General features: G+C 64.3%; 18 protein-coding genes and 1 riboswitch. Of the genes, 9 read left to right on the top strand and 9 right to left on the bottom strand.

From position 1 onward, the window contains the following. From CBW66_RS10100 to CBW66_RS10080, 5 genes are all read right to left on the bottom strand, one after another. Positions 1–491 (bottom strand): hypothetical protein (locus CBW66_RS10100; RefSeq protein ID WP_086153628.1); only part of this gene is annotated, 491 nt, incomplete at its 3' end. Then, positions 488–1,513 carry an MlaD family protein gene (locus CBW66_RS10095; protein ID WP_230491962.1) on the bottom strand — a complete coding sequence of 342 codons (1,026 nt, stop codon included), beginning with the start codon at positions 1,511–1,513 and terminating at the stop codon, positions 488–490. The genes CBW66_RS10100 and CBW66_RS10095, both read right to left, overlap by 4 nt. A gap of 56 nt (positions 1,514–1,569) precedes the next feature. Further along, positions 1,570–2,385, bottom strand: coding sequence for an ABC transporter permease (locus CBW66_RS10090; RefSeq protein WP_086140368.1), 816 nt, complete (start codon positions 2,383–2,385; stop codon positions 1,570–1,572). Positions 2,386–2,435: 50 nt separating this feature from the next. Continuing rightward, on the bottom strand, positions 2,436–2,759 hold the full coding sequence (locus tag CBW66_RS10085) for a hypothetical protein (RefSeq protein ID WP_086140363.1): 324 nt from the start codon (positions 2,757–2,759) through the stop codon (positions 2,436–2,438). A 120-nt stretch (positions 2,760–2,879) separates the two neighbouring features. Further along, positions 2,880–3,752: a LysR family transcriptional regulator gene (locus tag CBW66_RS10080; RefSeq protein WP_086140362.1), complete on the bottom strand. Its 873-nt coding sequence runs from the start codon at positions 3,750–3,752 to the stop codon at positions 2,880–2,882. 121 nt (positions 3,753–3,873) lie between these two features. On the opposite strand from CBW66_RS10080, the gene CBW66_RS10075 reads away from it, so the two are divergent. Further along, entirely contained in the window at positions 3,874–5,247 is a 1,374-nt protein-coding gene (locus tag CBW66_RS10075; protein WP_086140361.1) for an MFS transporter, read from the top strand. A 4-nt stretch (positions 5,248–5,251) separates the two neighbouring features. On the opposite strand, the gene ribB is transcribed toward CBW66_RS10075, so the two are convergent. After that, positions 5,252–5,899, bottom strand: a complete 648-nt coding sequence (gene ribB / locus CBW66_RS10070) for a 3,4-dihydroxy-2-butanone-4-phosphate synthase (RefSeq protein WP_086140360.1) — start codon at positions 5,897–5,899, stop codon at positions 5,252–5,254. A 94-nt stretch (positions 5,900–5,993) separates the two neighbouring features. Further along, positions 5,994–6,144: riboswitch (FMN riboswitch) on the bottom strand. A gap of 183 nt (positions 6,145–6,327) precedes the next feature. On the opposite strand from ribB, the gene CBW66_RS10065 reads away from it, so the two are divergent. From CBW66_RS10065 to CBW66_RS10045, 5 genes are all read left to right on the top strand, one after another. Beyond that, the gene (locus CBW66_RS10065; RefSeq protein ID WP_086140359.1) at positions 6,328–9,171 is read left to right on the top strand and encodes a pitrilysin family protein; all 2,844 of its coding nucleotides are present in this window, start codon (positions 6,328–6,330) and stop codon (positions 9,169–9,171) included. Between the two features lie 95 nt (positions 9,172–9,266). Next, complete coding sequence (locus CBW66_RS10060) at positions 9,267–9,464, top strand: hypothetical protein (protein ID WP_010399555.1); 198 nt, start codon at positions 9,267–9,269, stop codon at positions 9,462–9,464. Between the two features lie 144 nt (positions 9,465–9,608). Next, positions 9,609–11,168: a methyl-accepting chemotaxis protein gene (locus CBW66_RS10055; RefSeq protein WP_086140358.1), complete on the top strand. Its 1,560-nt coding sequence runs from the start codon at positions 9,609–9,611 to the stop codon at positions 11,166–11,168. A gap of 87 nt (positions 11,169–11,255) precedes the next feature. After that, entirely contained in the window at positions 11,256–12,125 is an 870-nt protein-coding gene (locus tag CBW66_RS10050) for a ThiF family adenylyltransferase (protein WP_086140357.1), read from the top strand. Then, on the top strand, positions 12,126–13,235 hold the full coding sequence (locus CBW66_RS10045; protein ID WP_086140356.1) for a nitroreductase family protein: 1,110 nt from the start codon (positions 12,126–12,128) through the stop codon (positions 13,233–13,235). Positions 13,236–13,253: 18 nt separating this feature from the next. Here the strand turns inward: CBW66_RS10045 and CBW66_RS10040 are convergent, their stop codons facing one another. The 3 genes from CBW66_RS10040 to CBW66_RS10030 form a co-directional block, all read right to left on the bottom strand. Continuing rightward, positions 13,254–14,243 carry an EDSAP-1 family PEP-CTERM protein gene (locus CBW66_RS10040; protein ID WP_086140355.1) on the bottom strand — a complete coding sequence of 330 codons (990 nt, stop codon included), beginning with the start codon at positions 14,241–14,243 and terminating at the stop codon, positions 13,254–13,256. Positions 14,244–14,354: 111 nt separating this feature from the next. Continuing rightward, on the bottom strand, positions 14,355–15,338 hold the full coding sequence (locus CBW66_RS10035; RefSeq protein WP_086140367.1) for an EDSAP-1 family PEP-CTERM protein: 984 nt from the start codon (positions 15,336–15,338) through the stop codon (positions 14,355–14,357). Positions 15,339–15,526: 188 nt separating this feature from the next. Next, the gene (locus tag CBW66_RS10030) at positions 15,527–16,759 is read right to left on the bottom strand and encodes a glycosyltransferase (protein ID WP_086140354.1); all 1,233 of its coding nucleotides are present in this window, start codon (positions 16,757–16,759) and stop codon (positions 15,527–15,529) included. Between the two features lie 137 nt (positions 16,760–16,896). Here CBW66_RS10030 and CBW66_RS28955 point away from each other — a divergent pair, with 137 nt between their 5' ends. The 3 genes from CBW66_RS28955 (at position 16,897) to CBW66_RS10020 (ending at position 18,488) form a co-directional block, all read left to right on the top strand. Then, positions 16,897–17,070 carry a hypothetical protein gene (locus tag CBW66_RS28955; protein ID WP_170933054.1) on the top strand — a complete coding sequence of 58 codons (174 nt, stop codon included), beginning with the start codon at positions 16,897–16,899 and terminating at the stop codon, positions 17,068–17,070. A 507-nt stretch (positions 17,071–17,577) separates the two neighbouring features. After that, on the top strand, positions 17,578–17,946 hold the full coding sequence (locus tag CBW66_RS10025) for a hypothetical protein (protein ID WP_086140353.1): 369 nt from the start codon (positions 17,578–17,580) through the stop codon (positions 17,944–17,946). 83 nt (positions 17,947–18,029) lie between these two features. Next, positions 18,030–18,488 (top strand): acyl-CoA thioesterase, encoded by a 459-nt coding sequence (locus CBW66_RS10020; RefSeq protein ID WP_034750191.1) that lies wholly within the window; start codon positions 18,030–18,032, stop codon positions 18,486–18,488. Positions 18,489–18,491: the final 3 nt, after the last annotated feature.

The following is an 18,491-nucleotide window of genomic DNA, read 5'->3' as shown; positions in this document are numbered from 1 at the left end:
AGCACGCCGGCCGCCACCAGCCGCGACAGCGGGTCATTGATGGCCGCCACGGCGCTGGCGGCGGCCGTGTCGGATGCGGCGCCGGCGGCCGCCCGCTGCGCTTCCGGCAGCAGGGCGACGTCGGCCCCTTGCGCCTTGCCGGCCAGGTAAGCCGCATACGCGCGGTCGGCGTCGTTCGCGTCCGCTTGCAGCGCATCGAAGCCCGCGCAATCTTCGAAGGCCAGGCTGGCCACGCGCGCGGCGCAGCGCAGCAGTTCGATGCGCGCCACCAGTTCGAGCTTGCCCGTGCCCGCCACCTGGCTGCGGGCGCGGCGGAATTCCGTCTGCTCGACCAGGGCGTTGCCGCTCAGGTAGGCGGCCTGGAAGCGCTCGACGGCGCTTTGCGCATTCATCTTCCAGTCGGGCACGGGCGGGCCGCTGGAGCAGGCGGCGAGCAAGGTCGACAGCAGAAGGGACGACAGGGTAGCGATGGCGGGGCGGGATATGGTCATGGCAGTTTGATCTCCGGATTGCGCTTGAACGGCCATTTGCGGTTGATTTCATTGACCAGCTGTTCGACCTTGCGCAGATTGCTTTCCACGTCCGCGCGCAACGGACCCAGGTCGGCCGTGGCCGCCCTGGCGTTGGCGCCCACGGCTTGCGCCTCGACCAGCACGGCGTCGACTTTTTTCAGGCTGGCGCGGGTGTCGGCCAGCAGCGCGTTCAGCTGCGCGATGGTCGCTTGCGCATCCGTCATGACGCCCTTGTCGCCAAAGACGCGCGTGTCGGCATTGGCCACCAGGCCATCCGTGCGGCGCGCCAGCTGGTCGGCCGTGACGAGCAGGGCGTTGGCCCGCTCGACGAGCAAACGCGACTGCTTGTCGTCGCCCGTCAGCAAGCCCATGGCGCCGCCAGGGCCGCTCAGCTTGCCCGTCACGGCCTGCACATTGCGCAAGGTGCCGTCGAGCGCGGAATCGCTGCCCGTCAGGGTCGCCACATTGTTCAGCAAATCCTTGGCGGCGGCCAGCAGGCGGGGGATTTCCGCCGCCATGTCGCCCACCAGCAAGTCGCGCGTGGCCTCGTCGGGCAGCGGCGGGTCCGTCAGGATGCCGCTGTAGGCGCGCAGCTTGGCGCCGCCCACGATGCCGCGTTCCAGGGTGAAGATGGAGCTGCTGCGCAGCCAGTGCGCGTCCTTGCGCGGCACGTCGACGATGACGCGCGCGCGGCCGTCCGGCGCCAGCTCGATGCGCTGCACGCGGCCGATGGGAAAGCCGGAAAAGGTCAGGTCGGCGCCCACGCCCACGCCGTCGGAATCGTCGGCCGTCAGCACCAGCGTCTGCGTGGCTTCGAAGGCGCCGCGCGCATACATCAGGTAGACGACGGAGCCGACCACCAGCGCGAACATGAAGATGAGCAGGATGGCCGCCTTCAGTTCGGCGTGGCGCACGGGCGGCGGCGCGGGCAGCACGGGATCTTGCGTGAGACCGGCGGGCGCCGTGACGTCGACCTGGTCGGGATTGGGGGGCTGGCTCATGGCTTCTGGCTCTCGTATGGATGGTTCGGGGATCGCTGGCGGTGGCGGGCGGGGCATCAGTAGTAATTGCCCATCAGCGAAGCCACTTCGACCAGCAGGATGACGGAAAACAGGCGCAGCATTTCGGACAGGCCGTGCGCGGCCCACAGACGGTTGCGCCGGCCGTGCGGCTCTTCCGGGTAGTACGAGGAGGCCAGCGGAATCAGGGCCACGGCAAAGCTGAAGAAGATCACCTTGAGCATCAGGATCAGGGCCACGGCCGGATTGAAGATTTGCCCCACCACGCGCGTGTAGCCTTGCAGCGCCCATGGCGTGAAACCATAGATGGTGAGGTAGGCGAGGATCAGCGAAGTGACGCAGCTGACGATGGCCAGCATCCACACGGCGAAGATGCCGGACATGACGCGTGGAAAGTATTCGCGGCGCAGCAGGTCGACGCCCTGGCGCTGCATGGTGTCGAGCATGCCGGACGAGCGCATTTGCGCAAATGCAATGCCGTCGGGCAAGGTCAGGCGCAGCGCGACGAACAGGGCGGCCGTCAGCGGTATCAGTTCCAGCACCAGCACGCGCACCACCATTTCCAGCGCATAGCGCGACAGGCCGTAGCTTTGCGCGCTGACGACGACGATGCGGATCAGCACCAGGCTGACCAGCGCGCAGGCCACGCTGAACCAGACGAGATTGGGCGCCGTGTTCGTCACCAGCCGGTGCGCGAGGATGGGGCGGTTGTCGCGGTTATAGCTCGACGGCGACAGGGCCAGCGAAAACACGAGGATGGCGAAATGCAGCATGCGCCACCAGCTGACCAGCCAGGCCATGGTGGCCCGGTGCAGGCGGCGCAGGCTGATGATGAGGGAGACGGAGGGGGTCATCATGGCATCTTAACATCTGCCCGCCCGCCGGGCACGTCAGGCGTGCGCGCCTATTCGAACAGGGCGAAGCCGGCCATCACGACCATCAGCACGGCGATGTATTGCATCGGAATCCAGAACAGGGTGTGGCGCTTGCGCAGGATCACGCGTTCCTGCGTGGCCGGGTCGATCAGTTCGCGTCCGGGCGCGCTGTTCAGGCGTACACCCGCATACCAGCTGGCGGCCGCTGCCAGCAGAAAGGCCAGCGCCAGGGGCCAGGCGTGGCTCTTCGTGTAGGCCTCGCCCAGGGTGGCGCCAAACAGCGCTTGTGCGGCCACGACGACGATCAGACAGATAAGGGGGGCGAGTATGCCCAAGCCTTGCCAGATAAGCATAAAAATTCTCCATGGGGTTGAGGGATCCCGCGGCGGGTGGCGGCGGGGGGCGAATTTTATCAGATTCGCAAGAAATATAGTTTCTTTTGGGAATGATTCTTTTGGGAATGATACTTGCGGCTAGACTGCCGGGCTGGCCACGCTGTCGATAATTGCGTCGGCCGCCGCGCGCACGCGGGCAGAACGGTTCAGGTCGGCATGCATGACCAGCCACACGTCGTAGCTTTCCGCCCGCTCGGGCCAGATGCGCACGAGCTGCGGATCGATGTCGCCCAGGTGGGTGGCCAGTTCGGCCACGCCCAGGCCCGCGCGCGTGGCTTCCTGCAGCATCGCCGCCGAATTGACTTCCATGGCGACCCGGGCGTTGGCGACGGGCTCGCCGGCGATTTTCTCCCCGTGGCGCGGCGTCACGGATTGGTGGTAGATGACGATGTCGTGGCCGGCCAGCGCCGTGCCGCGCACGGGCTCGCCACGTTCTGCCAGGTAGTTTTTTGAGGCATACAGGCCGAGGCTGCGCTTGACCAGGTGGCGCGAAATCAAGTCCGGGTCGGTGGGGCGCACGCCGCGCACGGCCAGGTCCGCTTCCCGCCGGGTCAGGCTGGCCAGCGCGGGCGCCACGTTGAGCACGATGCGGATGTCCGGGTGGGCCGCGTGCAGCCGCTGCATGGCGCGGATGACGAAATGGCTGGCCATGGTGTCCGTGGTGGCCACGCGCACCAGGCCGCTTAAACGGGTGTCGACGCCCTGCATGTCGCGCTGCAGCTTGTCGGCCGCCCGTTCCATCGCTTCGGCGGCCGTGAGCGCCAGCTCGCCCGCGGGTGTGGGCACGTAGCCCGATGGCGTGCGCAGGAACAGGGTCGCGCCCAGCGAGCTTTCCAGCGCCGCCAGGCGGCGCCCGCAAGTGGCCTGGTCGATGCACAGCAGGGCGGCCGCGCCGCGCAGGGTGCCGGCCCGGCCGATGGCCAGAAAGATGCGTGCGTTATCCCAATCCAAGCTGCTTCTCCTGTTTCATATGGTGATGCATTTTTGCATCAAGGTGCCGAGTTTATGCCTGTTTACTGCATCGTGCAACGCTCGCATAATGGCGGCCCCGCTGTCTCTGCAAGGAAATATCATGCCTGTCCCCACACCGCGCCGCGCCAGCGGCCTGATCCTCCTGACCCTGGCCTTCGGCTTCGTCATGGCCATGCTCGACGTCACGGCCGTCAACGTGGCGCTGTCCGATATCGCGCTGGACTTGCGTATCCCGCTGACGGGCCTGGTCTGGGTGGTCGATGGCTACACCTTGACGTTCGCCGCGCTGCTGCTGGCCGGCGGCGCGCTGGCCGACCGCTACGGGCCGAAAGCCGTGTACCAGGGCGGCCTCGGCGTCTTCATCCTCGGCTCGGTGTTGTGCGGCGCCGCGCCCGATGGGCATTTCCTGACGGCCGCGCGCCTGCTGCAGGGCGCGGGCGCGGCCCTGTTCATGCCCAGTTCGCTCAGCCTGCTGACGCACAGCTTTGACGACGAGCGCGAACGCACGCGCATGCTGGGCGCCTGGTCGGCACTGGTGGGCGTGGCCGGTGCGTCCGGCCCATTGATCGGCGGCATCCTCGTGCACCAGTTCGGCTGGCGCAGCGTGTTCTGGGTGAATGTGCCGCTGGGCCTGCTGGCCATCGTCATGGCGCAGCTGCTCTTGGTGGCGCCGGCGCGCCAGCCGCGCGATTTGTCGCTGTTCAGCCATGCGCTGGGCGTGGCGGCGCTGGCGGGCCTGAGTTTCGTGCTGATCGAAGGGCCAGTGCTGGGCTGGCTGTCGCCCGGCGTGCTGGCGGCGGGTGCATTGACCTTGCTGTCGTCCTGGCAATTGCTGCGGCGCGAGCGCAGCGGCAGCCATCCGCTGTTGCCGCGCGCACTGTTTCACAGCAGTAGTTTCGGCGCGGCCAATGGCGTGGGTTTTTTGATCAATTTCTGCGTGTTCGGCCAGCTGTTTTTATTGAGCCTGTTCCTGCAGCAGTCGGGCGGCGCCGATGCCCTGCAGTCAGGCTTGCGCCTGCTGCCCATGATGGCAGCCTATACCGTGGGGAACTTCTTGGCGGGAAGTATTGCGGCGCGCCATGGCACGCGCCGGCCTATGCTGGCGGGCTTGCTGGTGGGCGCCGTCATGGCCTTGCTGCTGATGGGTTTGCGCCCGGGCACCCCGTTCGCGCTGCTGGCGCTGGGCACGGCCGTGATGAACGTGGCCATCGGCATCGCCATTCCCGCCATGACGGCCACCGTGATGCGGGTGGCGGGCAAGCAGCATGCGAACAGCGCGGCGGCCGCCCTGAATGCGAACCGCCAGATCGGCGCGCTGGTGGGCGTGGCGCTGATCGGCAGCATCCTGCACATGCTGCCCGACTGGTCGCTGCGCTTGCCGCTGGCCTACGCGACGATTGCCGCCGCGTACGGCCTGGCGGCGGGCCTCGTCTACCGGCACGTGCATGTGCCGAAGGCCGTGGCCGCTGCCTGACGCTTTATTGCCCGCGCGTGCTGCGCCACTCCACCAGTTCTTCGATGGTGAGGATCGGCATGCCGTGCAGCTCGGCGAAGCGCTCGATATCGTCGCCGCGCATCATGGTGCCGTCCGGGTTCATCAGCTCGCACAGCACGGCGGCCGGGTTCAGGCCCGCCATGCGCGACAGGTCGACGGAGCCTTCCGTGTGGCCACGGCGCTCGAGCACGCCGCCGGGCGCGGCGCGCAGGGGGAAGACGTGGCCGGGGCGCACCAGGTCGGCGGGCTTGGCGTTCGGCGCGATGGCGGCGCGGATGGTGGTGACACGGTCGGCGGCCGACACGCCCGTCGTGACGCCGTCGCGCGCTTCGATGGAGACGGTAAACGGCGTGCCGTAGCGGCTGCCGTTGTCGGACGACATGGGCGGCAATTCCAGCTTGCTGACGACATCGGTCGGCAGGCACAGGCAGACGATGCCGCTGCATTCGCGGATCAGCAGGGCCATGGTTTCGTTGGTGAGTTTCTCGGCAGACAGGATCAGGTCGGCTTCGTTTTCACGGTCGAAATCGTCGAGCAGGATGACGGGAATGCCGGCGCGCATGGCGGCCAGGGCGGATTGAATGCGACCTTCCAGGTCATTGGAAAGCAGGGTATAGCTGTTGACTAACATGGTGGAACGCTCCTCGCATAGGCGAAAAACGCTGCAGGGCAAGCGAATAGACGCAACTGGCCGCATCGCCGTGGCGATGGGACATCACACTACTGCACATCTTCTTTCATCCGGACTATACCGTCGGCCCCGGATTCACACCGGATCTGCTGACCTCATCAGACAAAACCTGACAAGCGCTCGCGGGCTTGACCGTTGCCGGTCTTACCGCCGGTGGGGAATCGCACCCCGCCCCGAAGACGTCGTTATGCCGGTCCACATGACCGGCGGCAATACTTTAGCACAGATGCAAAAAGGCGGCAGAGCATTGCTGAGCTCGGTATTCGGTAAAGTTGCCTGGGAAAAGCGGTTTTTCCTAAGCTGTTTTTAATGGCGGAAACGCGATTTCAGTGTAAGGTATGCTTACTGAATCTTACCGTTGAGAATACATGAAGCTGAGTAAATTACGCCTGATCTCGGGCGCCGTCTTGCTGGCGTGCGCCTGCATGGCCCAGGCGGAAATCCGTTTGAGCGATCCCCTGCCGCTGGCACCAGAAGTTACCGTCGGAAAATTGCCGAACGGCTTGACCTATTACATCAAGAAAAATGCCCGTCCCGCGCAAAAAGTGGAATTGCGCCTGGTGGTGAAAGCCGGTTCCATCCTCGAAGACGACGACCAGCAAGGCCTGGCGCATTTCACGGAACACATGGCCTTCAATGGCTCCACGCATTTCAAGCGCAATGAGCTCATTTCCTATTTGCAATCGATCGGCGTGAAGTTCGGCGCCGACCTGAACGCCTACACGAGTTTCGATGAAACCGTCTACGTGCTGCCGATTCCGACGAACAAGAAGGAAAACCTGGATAAGGGTTTTCTCGTGCTGGAAGACTGGGCGCATGGCTTGAAATTCAATCCGGCCGACATCAACAGCGAGCGCGGCATCGTGCTGGAAGAGGCGCGCCTGGGCAAGGGCGCCAGCGACCGCATGAACAAGGTGCTGTATCCGAAGCTGCTGAACGGTTCGCGCTATGCGCAGCGCATGCCGATCGGCAAGGAATCCGTGCTGAAAACCTTCAAGCCGGAAGCCATCAAGCGCTTCTACAAGGATTGGTACCGGCCCGACCTGATGGCCGTGATGGTGGTCGGCGACGTGGAGCCGAAACAGGCTGAAAAGCTGATCCAGCAGCATTTCGGCAAGCTGAAAAACCCCGCGAAACCGCGTCCGCGCCTGTATGCGGAAGTGCCGCAGCGCTCGCAGACGGAAGCGCTGGTGATCACCGACAAGGAAGCGCCCGATGACAGCGTTTTCATCCGCTACCCGATCCGCGCCGCGCAGGAACCCGTCACGATTGCCGACTACCGCCGTCAGATGATCGAAAACCTGTACGGGCAAATGCTCAGCGCGCGCATGCAGGAATTGACGCAGCAGGCCAATCCTCCGTTCATCCAGGGCGGCAGCAGCGTGGGCAAACTGGTGCGCGGTTATGAATCGTTCAGTGCCTATGCCTTGCTGGGCAAGGGCGGCGTGCAGCCGGCCATCGACGCGCTGGTGCAGGAAGACGAGCGGGCGCGCCGCTTCGGTTTCAGCCAGGATGAGCTGGACCGCGCGCGCAAGGACATGCTGCGCAATTACGAGCGCGCGTACAGCGAACGCGACAAATCCGATTCGGCCGGCTTCGTGGCCGAGTATTCGCGCAACTTCCTGGAGCAGGAAGCCATTCCCGGCATCGCCAATGAATTGCTGTACGCGCAGGAACTCTTGCCGCAGGTAACCTTGCAGGAAATTAACGAGACGGTGGCCAAGGTGATTCCCGACCAGCAAAAGAAGCTGGTGGTTTTCATGGGCGCCGAACCGAAAGCGGGCGATGCGACGTCCAGCGTGCCGACGCAGCAGCAATTGCTCGACGCCGTGGCGAAGGCCGAGCAGCAGAAGGTCGAGCCGCGCACGGAAAAAGCGCTTGCCAGCAAGCTGATGGACGGTCCGCCGGCCGGCGGCAGCATCGTCTCGGAAAAGTTGAACAGCGCCGTCGGCGTGACGGAACTGATTCTGGGCAATGGCGTGCGCGTGCTGCTCAAACCGACAGACTTCAAGAATGACCAGGTATTGATGGGCTCGACCCGCTTCGGCGGCCAGTCGCTGTTTGGCGACGCCGACATCTACAACGCCCGCTACGCCAGCGCCGTGGTCGGCAGCATGGGTCTGAAGGATTTGGCGCCGCTGGACTTGCAAAAAGTATTGGCCGGCAAAACGGTCAATGTGGGCGCTTCGCTGGGCGAACTGAGCGAAGGCTTTGGCGGCTCGGCCAGCAGCGCCGACGTGGAAGCCATGCTGCAACTGGTATATCTGTATTTCCATGACGTGCGTAAGGATGCGGGCCTGTACCAGTCCTTCATCGGCAAGCAGCAAGACTTGGCGAAAAACAGCATGGCGCAGCCGGAAGCCGTGTTTTACGATGCCATCCAGCACGCCATGTATGGCGACAACCCGCGTGTCGATGGCGTGCCGCGCGCGGCCGATTTCGACAAGGTGGCCCTGGACCGTTCGCTGGACATCTTCCGCCAGCGCTTTTCCAGCGCGCGCGACATGACCTTCATCTTTGCGGGCAGCTTCGAACTCGACAAGATCAAGCCGCTGATCGCCAGTTACCTGGGCACCTTGCCCGTGGGCGAGGTGGCGCACGCCTACCGCGACGTGGGTATGCGCCCGGTGACCGGCGTCGTCAAGAAGGATGTCTACATGGGCAGCGAGCCCAAGAGTACGATTTCCATCACCTTCAATGGCGACGTCGCGTATTCGGACGAGCAAAAGCTGACCCTGCAGGCGCTGGGCGAGGTGCTGAACCTGAAAGTCATCGAAGTGCTGCGCGAAAAGATGAGCATGATCTATGGCGGCGGCTTCGAAACCTCGATGGGCCAGCATCCGTACGGCCATTATTCCGTGGCCTTGAACTTGCCGACGGGACCGGAAAACGTGGACAAGGTGATCGCCGCCGCCTTTGCCGAAATCAACAAGATGAAGGCGGACGGGCCGTCCGTGGCCGATCTGGAAAAGGTCAAGCTGAACTGGATCACGCGCCAGCAGAAATCCCTGCGCGAAAACAACTACTGGATGAACCAGCTGATGGGTTCGGTAACGCAGGGACGCGACCCCGCGCACATCCTGCGCTACGAGCAGCGCGTGCGGGCCATCACGCCGCAAGCGGTCAAACTGGCGGCGCAACGCTACCTGGACCTGCACAATTATGTGCAGGTAGTGCTGTATCCGGAACGTAAAAATGTTGCAGCCAAGTAATCCTCGTGTTTGATCTGCATGGGCGGCAGCGTGGCGAAGCTGTTAAACTGCCGCTTATTGATGTGATATCGCAATTTAACAAGCAAGGAAATACGATGGCTAAGAAAGAAGAGCTCGATCCGGAAACCCTGGAGTTGATCAACTGGTGTATCGAGGTCGAAGGCTTCCTCGTGGCCGGCGGCGCCACGGTGGCGCAGGCGCAGGATCACATCGAAGAGCAGGTCGAATGGTTTACCGACCAGTTCTACGACGGCTTGACGCCGGAAGAGGCGGCCAAGGAAGCCTTGGCCTGACCTTTCAGCAAGACTTCAGCAAGACATATGCGGGCGGTGCCTGCCGGGCATCAGCCTGGTAGCGCCGCCCGCTTTGCTTTTCTGAAAATATTTCCATGCAGAAATTGTTTATAATTCCACATTTCATTCTTTACCCAGGCTCCCATGACTCTCCGTTCGCGCATTCTCCTTTTGTGTTTCAGCACCTTGCTGGGCATCGTCCTCATCGCTTCATTCTCCCTGTATTCGTTGCGCCAGACCATGATGGCGGAAAGGGTCGAGCAATTGACGGTGCTGGTCGAATTGGCCAACGCATCCGTGGAAAAGGCGTACGCGCTGGAACAGTTGGGCAAGCTCACGCGGGAGCAGGCCCAGCAGCAGGCCAAGCTGGCCATCGGCAGCTTCGTCAAGGACGAAATGTATTACTTTGTGCGCGATTTCAGCACGGACTTGCTGTACGTACACCCGAATGCGTCGCGCATCGGCACGCCGCAAAAGAACATGAAGCAGTCGGGCGACCGCTACCGCGCCGCGCTGGCCAACAGCCGCATTGGCTTGGTGCAGGCGGACGGCACGCGTCCCGGCGTGCCCGACCCGGTGGCGAAGATGTATGCCGTGGTGAAGTTTGCGCCGTGGGACTGGCTGATCGGCACGGGCACGTATATCGATGACATCAACCACAAGTTCTGGGCCCAGGCGGGCGTGCTGCTGGCCATCGGCGGCGCGCTGATGCTGGTGGTGGGCGCCTTGGCGGCCCTGATGCTGCGCCGCATCCTGGGCCAGCTCGGCGGCGAACCCGACTATGCCGCGGCCATCGTGGCGCAAATCGCGCAGGGCGACCTGACCACGCAGATCGACACGCGTCCCGGCGATACGTCCAGTCTGTTGATGGCCATCAAGGCCATGCGCGACAACCTGGCGCACCTGGTGAGTCAGGTGCGCAGCGATGCGGAATCGATTTCCACGGCATCGGGCGAGATCGCTTCCGGCAACCACGACCTGTCGGCGCGCACGGAGCAGCAGGCGGGTTCCTTGGAAGAAACGGCATCGACCATGGAAGAAATGACCTCGACCGTGCGCCAGAATGCGGACAATGCGCGCCAGGCCAACCAGCTCGCCATTTCCGCCTCGCAAGTGGCGAGCCAGGCGGGCGGCGTGGTGGGCCAGGTGGTCGACACCATGGGCGCCATCAATGCCTCGTCGAAGAAGATCGGCGACATCATCGCCGTCATCGACGGCATCGCCTTCCAGACGAATATCCTGGCCCTGAACGCGGCCGTGGAAGCGGCGCGCGCGGGCGAGCAGGGCCGTGGTTTCGCCGTCGTCGCCAGCGAGGTGCGCAACCTGGCCCAGCGTTCGGCCGCGGCCGCCAAGGAGATCAAGCAATTGATCGACAGTTCCGCCGAACAAGTGGGCGCCGGTGAAAAACTGGTGGCGCTGGCCGGCGAGACGATGGAAAAAGTCGTCTCCAGCGTGCAGCACGTGACCGATATCGTGGCCGAGATTTCCTCCGCCAGCGCCGAGCAGAGCGCCGGCATCGAGCAGATCAACCAGGCCATCGTCGAGATGGATAACATGACGCAGCAAAACTCGGCCCTCGTCGAGCAGGCGTCGGCGGCGGCGCAAGCGATGAACGAGCAGGCGGCCGGGCTGGCGCAGATCGTCAGCGTGTTCAAGGTGGGCGCCGTGGCGCCGGCCGCGGCGCAGCGGCGCCTGGCGCGCTAGCCGCTTTTTTTCTGTCATGGGGGAACTTATCCCCGGCTCACCTGTCCAAACTTTTTCGTCCGCAATGGATGCACAGAAGAGGTGAGCATGACAGAGGGTTTTTCCTATCACGCGGCATTTGCCCGCAACCTGGGCTGGGTCACGCAGGCGGAGCAAAACAGCTTGCGCGGCAAGCGCGTGGCCATCGCGGGCATGGGGGGCGTGGGCGGCGTACACTTGCTGACCCTGGCGCGGCTGGGCATCGGCGCTTTTCACATCGCCGATTTCGATACCTTCGATATCGCCAACTTCAACCGCCAGGCCGGCGCCATGATGTCAACCCTGGGCCAGCCCAAGGTGGCCGTGCTGGCGCAGATGGCGATGGACATCAATCCCGAACTTGAGATTAAACAATTTCCCGACGGCATACACGACAGCAACCTGGCCGAGTTCTTTGCCGGTGTCGACCTGTACGTGGATGGCCTCGATTTCTTCGCCTTTCCCGCGCGCCAGGCCACCTTCGCCACTTGCGCCCGCCTGGGCATTCCCGCCATCACGGCCGCGCCGCTGGGCATGGGCACGGCCGTGCTCAGCTTCATGCCGGGCGGCATGACGTTCGAAGAGTATTTTGGCTGGGGCGACTTGCCCGAAGAAGAGAAGGCCCTGCGCTTCCTCGTCGGGCTGGCGCCGTCCGGCTTGCACGGGCCTTACCTTGTCGATCCGTCCGCCATCAACCTGAAGGAGCGGCGCGGGCCGTCGACCATCATGGGTTGCCAGTTGTGCGCGGGTGCGGCCGCCACGGAAGCCTTGAAAATTTTATTAAAACGCGGCAAGGTGATGGCGGCGCCGCACGGCGTGCATTTCGACGCCTACCGCAACAAGCTCGTGCATACCTGGCGTCCCGGCGGCAACCGTCATCCGCTGCAACGGCTGGCGATGGCCATCATCAAGCGGCGCCGCGCCGCGCAGGGGGCATAAATGGCGCAAGTACCGCAGATCGCGCACATCGATTCTGTGCTGGAAAACATCCTCGAGCAGGCGCGCTGGGCGCCCAGCGGCGACAACACGCAGCCGTGGCGCTTTGAAGTCGTGGACCAGCGGCACGTGGTCGTGCATGGCTTCGATACGCGCAGCCACTGCGTGTACGACCTCGACGGCCATCCCAGCCAGCTGTCGCTGGGCGCCTTGCTTGAAAGCATGGCACTGGCGGCCAGCGGTCACGGCTTGCGCATGGAAGCGCGCCGGCGCACGACCATGCCCGAGACCTTGCCCACCTTCGACGTACGGCTGGTCGACAGTCCCGGCATGCTGCCAGATCCGCTGGCGGCCTTTCTGCCGCAGCGCAGCGTGCAGCGGCGCCGGCTCAGCACGCGCAGCCTGCGCGCCAGCGAAAAGGCGGCGCTGGCGGCCAGCCTGCCGCCCGGCTACGGCGTGCAGTGGTTCGAAGGCGGGCGCGCGCGCCTGGCCTGCGCGCGCCTGATGTTCGACAATGCGAAGCTGCGCCTGACCATGCCCGAAGCGCACAAGGTGCACCGCGACGTGATCGAATGGGGCGCGCGCTTCAGTGCCGACCGCATCCCGGAGCAGGCGCTCGGCGTCGATGCCATGACGGCGCGGCTGATGCGCTGGGTCATGCAGAGCTGGCGCCGCGTGGATTTTTTCAATACCTGGCTGGGCGGCACCATTGCCCCGCGGCTGCAGATGGACTTGCTGCCCGGCCTGTATTGCGCCGCGCATTTCGTGCTGCTGGCCGACGCGCCGCCGCGCCATATCGACGATTACGTGGCGGCCGGCCGCGCCATGCAGCGCTTCTGGCTGACGGCCACGCAGCTGGGACTGCAATTGCAGCCGGAACTGACGCCGCTGATCTTTGCCCGCTACGTGCGCGAGCGGCGCACCTTTTCACGCACCGATGGCATGCAGGAAATGGCGCAGCAACTGGCCGTGCAATGCCAGGCCGTGCTGGGGGCGGCGGCGGTCGAGCGGGCCGTGTTCCTCGGGCGCATCGGCGCAGGGCCGGCGGCCAGTGCGCGCTCGCTGCGCCGTCCGCTGCAAGACTTGCTGGTGGCGCCCACGGCTGGGCCGTGAGACGTGGCTCCCTGCGCGTCAGCGGCGCCGCCGTGGTGCCAGAGCCAGCGCTGCCAGGCCCGCTGCCAGCAGCGGCAAGGTGCCCGGTAGCGGTATCGGCGTGTCCGTCGGCACATACGCCAGTTCGGAACTGTTCAGCATGTTCAATACCAGGGTATAGCTGCCCGCCACCAGGTTGTCCGTGACGGCGCCATACTGCCCGCCGCACGTCGTGCCGGTACCCGTGCCCGCGGGCGCGCCGCAGCCGCCGGGATCGTAGGTGAACACGCTGCCGCTGGTCAGCGGCGTTTGTGCGTATCCTGTGTTGAGGCTGGCGGCGTCGGCCAGTTCGGTGCCGCCCAGGATGCCGGAGCCCAGGTTGCCGTCGGGTGCCCAGTTGAAGACGATCTGGCCATGTTCATCGATGATGGTAAACGTCATCGCCATATTCGTGGTGGCCGCCGAGCCCGTGCCGGCCAGGGCATCGAGGTACAACTGCATGAAAGGCAGGGCCTGGAAGTCGAAGGCCAGGGTCGCGCCCGGTTGGCCGACGACGAAATTGACGGTCATGGCCGTGGTGGAACCGTTGCGTCCCGAGGCGTCGGCGCTGCCGCCGCCCGTCAGAAAGGTTTCCGACGCATTCACGGTATGCGTGCTGGTCGAGCCCGGCGGGAAAGGCGGGATTTGCGAGGAGATGATTTGCGCCTCGCCGCGCGCATATGTGGCATTGCCCATGCCTTGCTGGCTGAAATCATTTTCCCCCTTGGTGACGGCGCCGCGTGTCGCTTGCGGTGCGTCGATCTGGTTGCTGCCGCCGTGGATGACGCTGCTGCCGTTGAGCGTGGCGGTGGTGCGCGACAGGTCGATATTGCTGATCAAGGTAGTGGAGCCGGTGGGATTGCTGATGACCAGGCCAAAAACGCTGGTGTACGAATAGCCGTAGGCGGCGGCGCTGGCAGTGCCGCTGCCGGCGAGCAACAGCAAGGCCAGCACGGTCATCGGCAACCGGGTGCAAGAAAATGTAGTCATGAAAATCCTCGTCTCCTGATCGGTCCCGTTGTAAGGAAAACCGACAGGCTTGCCACATAATAAAAAAGGCGAGGAAACTCCCTCGCCTGTGAATCCCCCCTGTCGCCTGGTTCAGGCGGCAACTTTGCGGCGGCGGGCATAGCCCAGGCCAGCCAGACCCAGGCCCAGCAAGGCCAGGGTGCCCGGTTCGGGTGTCGCCGCCTGTTTCACCAGGTCCACGCTTTCCACCGCATTCAGGGTCAAGGTGTAGTTGCCGGCCGTCAAAGCATTGCTGACGGAGCTGAAGTTGCTGCCGCAGCCAGTACCCACGCCGGTGCCCGAGGGCGTGCCGCAGCCGGAGGGGTCGTAGGTGAACAGGTTGCCGCGCGTCAGGAAATTGGTCGCCAGGCTGGTGTTCAGGTTGGCGCCGTCGGTATTTTCCGTGCCGCCGAAGATGCCCGAGCCGACCACGCCATCGGGCGTCCAGTTGAACACCGTCAGGCCGGCCGCGTCCGTGATGGTGAAGGTGACGACCAGGTTGGCCGTGGCCGTGGACAGCTGGCCGACCGTGCTTTGCAGGAAGACCTGCATGAAGGGCGACGCCAGGAAGTCAAAGCTCAGCGTCGCCGTGGGCGAGCCGACGACGAAATCGACGGAAAAGCCGGTGGTCGAGCCGTTGCGCCCGGAAGCGTCGGCCGTGCCGGCGGGACCATCCAGGTGCGCTTCGGCCACGTTGACGGCCTGGGTGGAGGTGGAGCCGGGCGGGAACGAGGGGAACTGCGTGCTGACGATCTGCGCATCGCCGCGCGAAAAGTTGCCCGAGGGACCTTGCTGCGTGAAGTCGTTCTCGCCCTTGGTCACGGCACCGACGTTGGCGCGCGGCGCGTCGAGCGAGCCGGCGCCGCCATTGATGACGCTTACGCCGTTCAGGGTGGCCGTGCTGCGCGAGATGGTGGTGCTGTTGGCCACCGTGATCTGGCCCGTCGGCACGGCGATCACCAGGCCGAAGATATTGTTGTAGGAATAGCCGTAGGCGCCCGCTTGTGCGCCACCGGCCGCGCACAACATGGCCAGTGTCGCTACCGCCGGGAGCAGTTTCAGTTTAGAAAGTTTCATGTCAATCACCTCGTGGTTGAGTAAGTCTGGAAGTCTTGCCTGAGTCCTGTCGGCAGGTGCTCATGGCCAGTACCTAGCGACTTCCATGCCAACGCCTGAGGTTCTTTTGAAATCAATGGCTTGGCGTGCTTTTGTTGACGTGGTGCAGGTGTTGCCGGACGCGTTGTAAGAAAAACCGACGCCGCCCGTCACGGCTGGCTACCACGGGGCGACGAGCCCAGCAGGGCGTGCAGATGGGACAGCAAGCGTTGCCCTGGCACATACTCGTGCATCGCCGTGGCCAGTTGACGCGCCGCCAGCCTGGCCCGGCCATCGTCGAGCATGCGCGTGGCGGCATGGCGCAGTGTGGTTTCCTGAAAGCGGTCGGCGCGCAGCAGCAATCCTGCGCCGGCGCCCGCGATGCCGTGCATATTGAGGAATTGATCGAGGTTGCCGGCGATGCCGATGACGGGCACGCCTGCCGTCAGCGCCTGCTGGCTGGTGGGACTGCCGCCGTTGCAGATCACCAGGCTGGCGCGGCGGGCGGCCGCGTCGCCCGGTAAAAAGGGCGCGACATAGGCATTCGGCGGCACGGCATCGACGCGGATGGTGCCGGCTGTGGCCGCCAGCACGGTGACGGGCAGGGGCGCCAGCGCGCGCAGCACGCGCGGCAGCAATTGCCCTTGGCCCGAGCTGCCCAGGGTGACATAGATGATCGGTCGTCCGCTGCTCAATTCCGGGCGCTGCCACCAGTCCGGCAAGTCGAGCGGCGGCGCCCAGATGACGGGCCCCAGGTAGTCGTGCGTGGACGGCATGCCGTGCGGCGGGAACAGCTGGGCAATATCGGCGTACAAGGTGCGGTCGGCATCCGTATAGATGCGCCGCAGGTCGCTGCCCAGCGATGGCAGGCCATGGCGGCGGCGCACGCGGTTCAGGGGGACGGCATGCGAGGCGAAGGCCAGCGGGCGGATCAGGCGGAACAGGGGATCGGCCAGCCAGATGGGCAGCACGCCCGTCAGGGGCAGGCTGGGCACCGTGTAATGCTGGCGCACGTAGGGACTCCAGTAGGCGTTGCTGACGGTAATGTAGGGAATGTGCTGCAGGCGCGCGCTGACGGACAGCGACAGGCGGAAGTCGCCGACCACGAGATCGGGCTGGACGGCATTAAGCAGGCGCAAGTCGTCTTCCACGTACGCGTGCAGGGTGCTTTCCGTGTAGACGGGCTTGCCGTGGGCCAGCGCCTGCAGGAATTGCATCGACGAAATGCTGTCAATGCGCCAGCGCCGGAAGGAGGCTTGCTTGAAACAAAAATCATAGCCATCGGCGCAGGCAAAGTGCACTTCGTACTCTTCCTCGTCCAGACCCTGGGCCAGGCTCAGTGGGCGGCCAACATGGGCCAGGGTCACTGCCTCGGCCATAAAGAGGATTTTCTTGCGCGCCATAGGGTCGCTTGCACTCGTGCTGTAGGGGATGCCTGCAAGGTTGGAGTGGCGCCACGCCGTTTAGTTCCCCTGCAGCGCGCCACTGGCGGGCGCCAGGATTTGGCCGCATCGGCTAGAGTGGAGCAAAGGAGGCCACCATGCAGCCACAATTCCGTTTTGCCCCGCTGCGTGCACACAGCACGCCCGAACCCGATATGCCGCCACCGCCCGAAGGCGATCCCCTCACGCCGCCGCCGGAACCGCCGCCCCACATCGACCCCGTGCCGGTCGAGGAGCCAACGCCGCCGCCGCCGCCCGTGAAAATGCATTGAGCGGTTTTCGTGCCATGGCGCCACGCCAAGGCATGCGGAGAGCAGGCGCGCGCCGTGTTTATTTCCAGTCAGAAATGCAAGGCGCGGGCCTCGCCGGTGGTACGCCATTTAAACAACAAAAATGTCCACAAATGTTGCCGGGTGGATACAAATCAAGCTCCAGCTGTCGAGTGTCATGCGGCCGTCACGATTCTGTTCTTATAATGAGACATCATAAAAATTCTTGTACAGGAGACCATCGTGGGCAATTCCTTGCATAACAAAATTTACCTGGGCCGGCGGCCCGTGATTAGCAGCAAACACCTCGTGGCGCTGGCTCTGGCGGGTGCCGTTGCTGGTTGCGGCCTCGCATGGCTGCTGCTGCGCAGCTACAAATAACGGACATCACACGCGTGTTTCCGCCGCATGGCCGTATGGCGGGCGGCGGTAGATGCACGTTGCCTGTTGCCGATGCGCAGCGGGGCGCGTACCATGGGGGCCGAACACCTGGCCTTTTATGGAAAAGTAATGAAGAACGAGAAATTAACAACCGATGAATATGACGCGCTGGAGCAAGTTGCACGCGGCATCAAGACCGAGCGCCCCAGTGCTTGCGTGGCCCGCAATGCCAAGCGGCTGTCCGGCCTGAAGCTGCTCAGCTATGCACGCGACGGCCGTCTGTCCATCACCGAGAAAGCACAACAACTGCTGTTCCTGCGCCGCTGCATCATGGGTTTGCGCGCCGTCGCCGCCGATCCGCTGACCAAACTCGATACGGACGTTGCCTATTTCCTGGGCAAGAAAGCCCATATCGTGGCGCGCGCCGAAGGCGAGGGCCACGACATTTCCGACAAGGGCCGCGAGTCGCTGGCCGATATCGACACCCTGGGCCTGTAAGGTCTGCACCGGCCCCTGGGGCCGGTTTTTACATCCCCCTCACTTTTATTATTCCCCCTTTGGAGAACACTTTGGACAGCGCGATGAACTGGTCGGCCCACGAACTGACGATGACGGTCTTGATGACGCCTGATATGGCCAACTTTTCCGGCAACGTGCATGGCGGCACCATCCTGAAATACCTCGACAGCGTCGCCTACGCCTGCGCCAGCCGCTATTCGGGCAGCTATGTGGTGACCCTGTCGGTGGACCAGGTGATGTTCCTGCAGCCTATCCACGTAGGCGAGCTGGTGACCTTCCTCGCCTCGATCAATTACACGGGTACGACCTCGATGGAAGTCGGTATCCGCGTGGTGACGGAAAACATCCAGCAGCGCCTGGTGCGCCACGCCAACAGCTGCTATTTCACGATGGTGGCCGTGGACGCCAACCGCAAGCCCGTGGCCGTGCCGCCGCTGGTGCTCGAGACGCCGGAGCAGCATGCGCGCTTCGAGCAAGCCAAGCTGCGCAAGCTGTCGCGCCAAAAGGTGTCGAAGAAGTAGTTG

The organism is Janthinobacterium sp. GW456P (assembly GCF_002127655.1).
In the GTDB taxonomy this organism is placed as follows: Bacteria; Pseudomonadota; Gammaproteobacteria; order Burkholderiales; family Burkholderiaceae_D; genus Janthinobacterium.
This window is presented reverse-complemented; position numbering and strand designations above follow the sequence as displayed.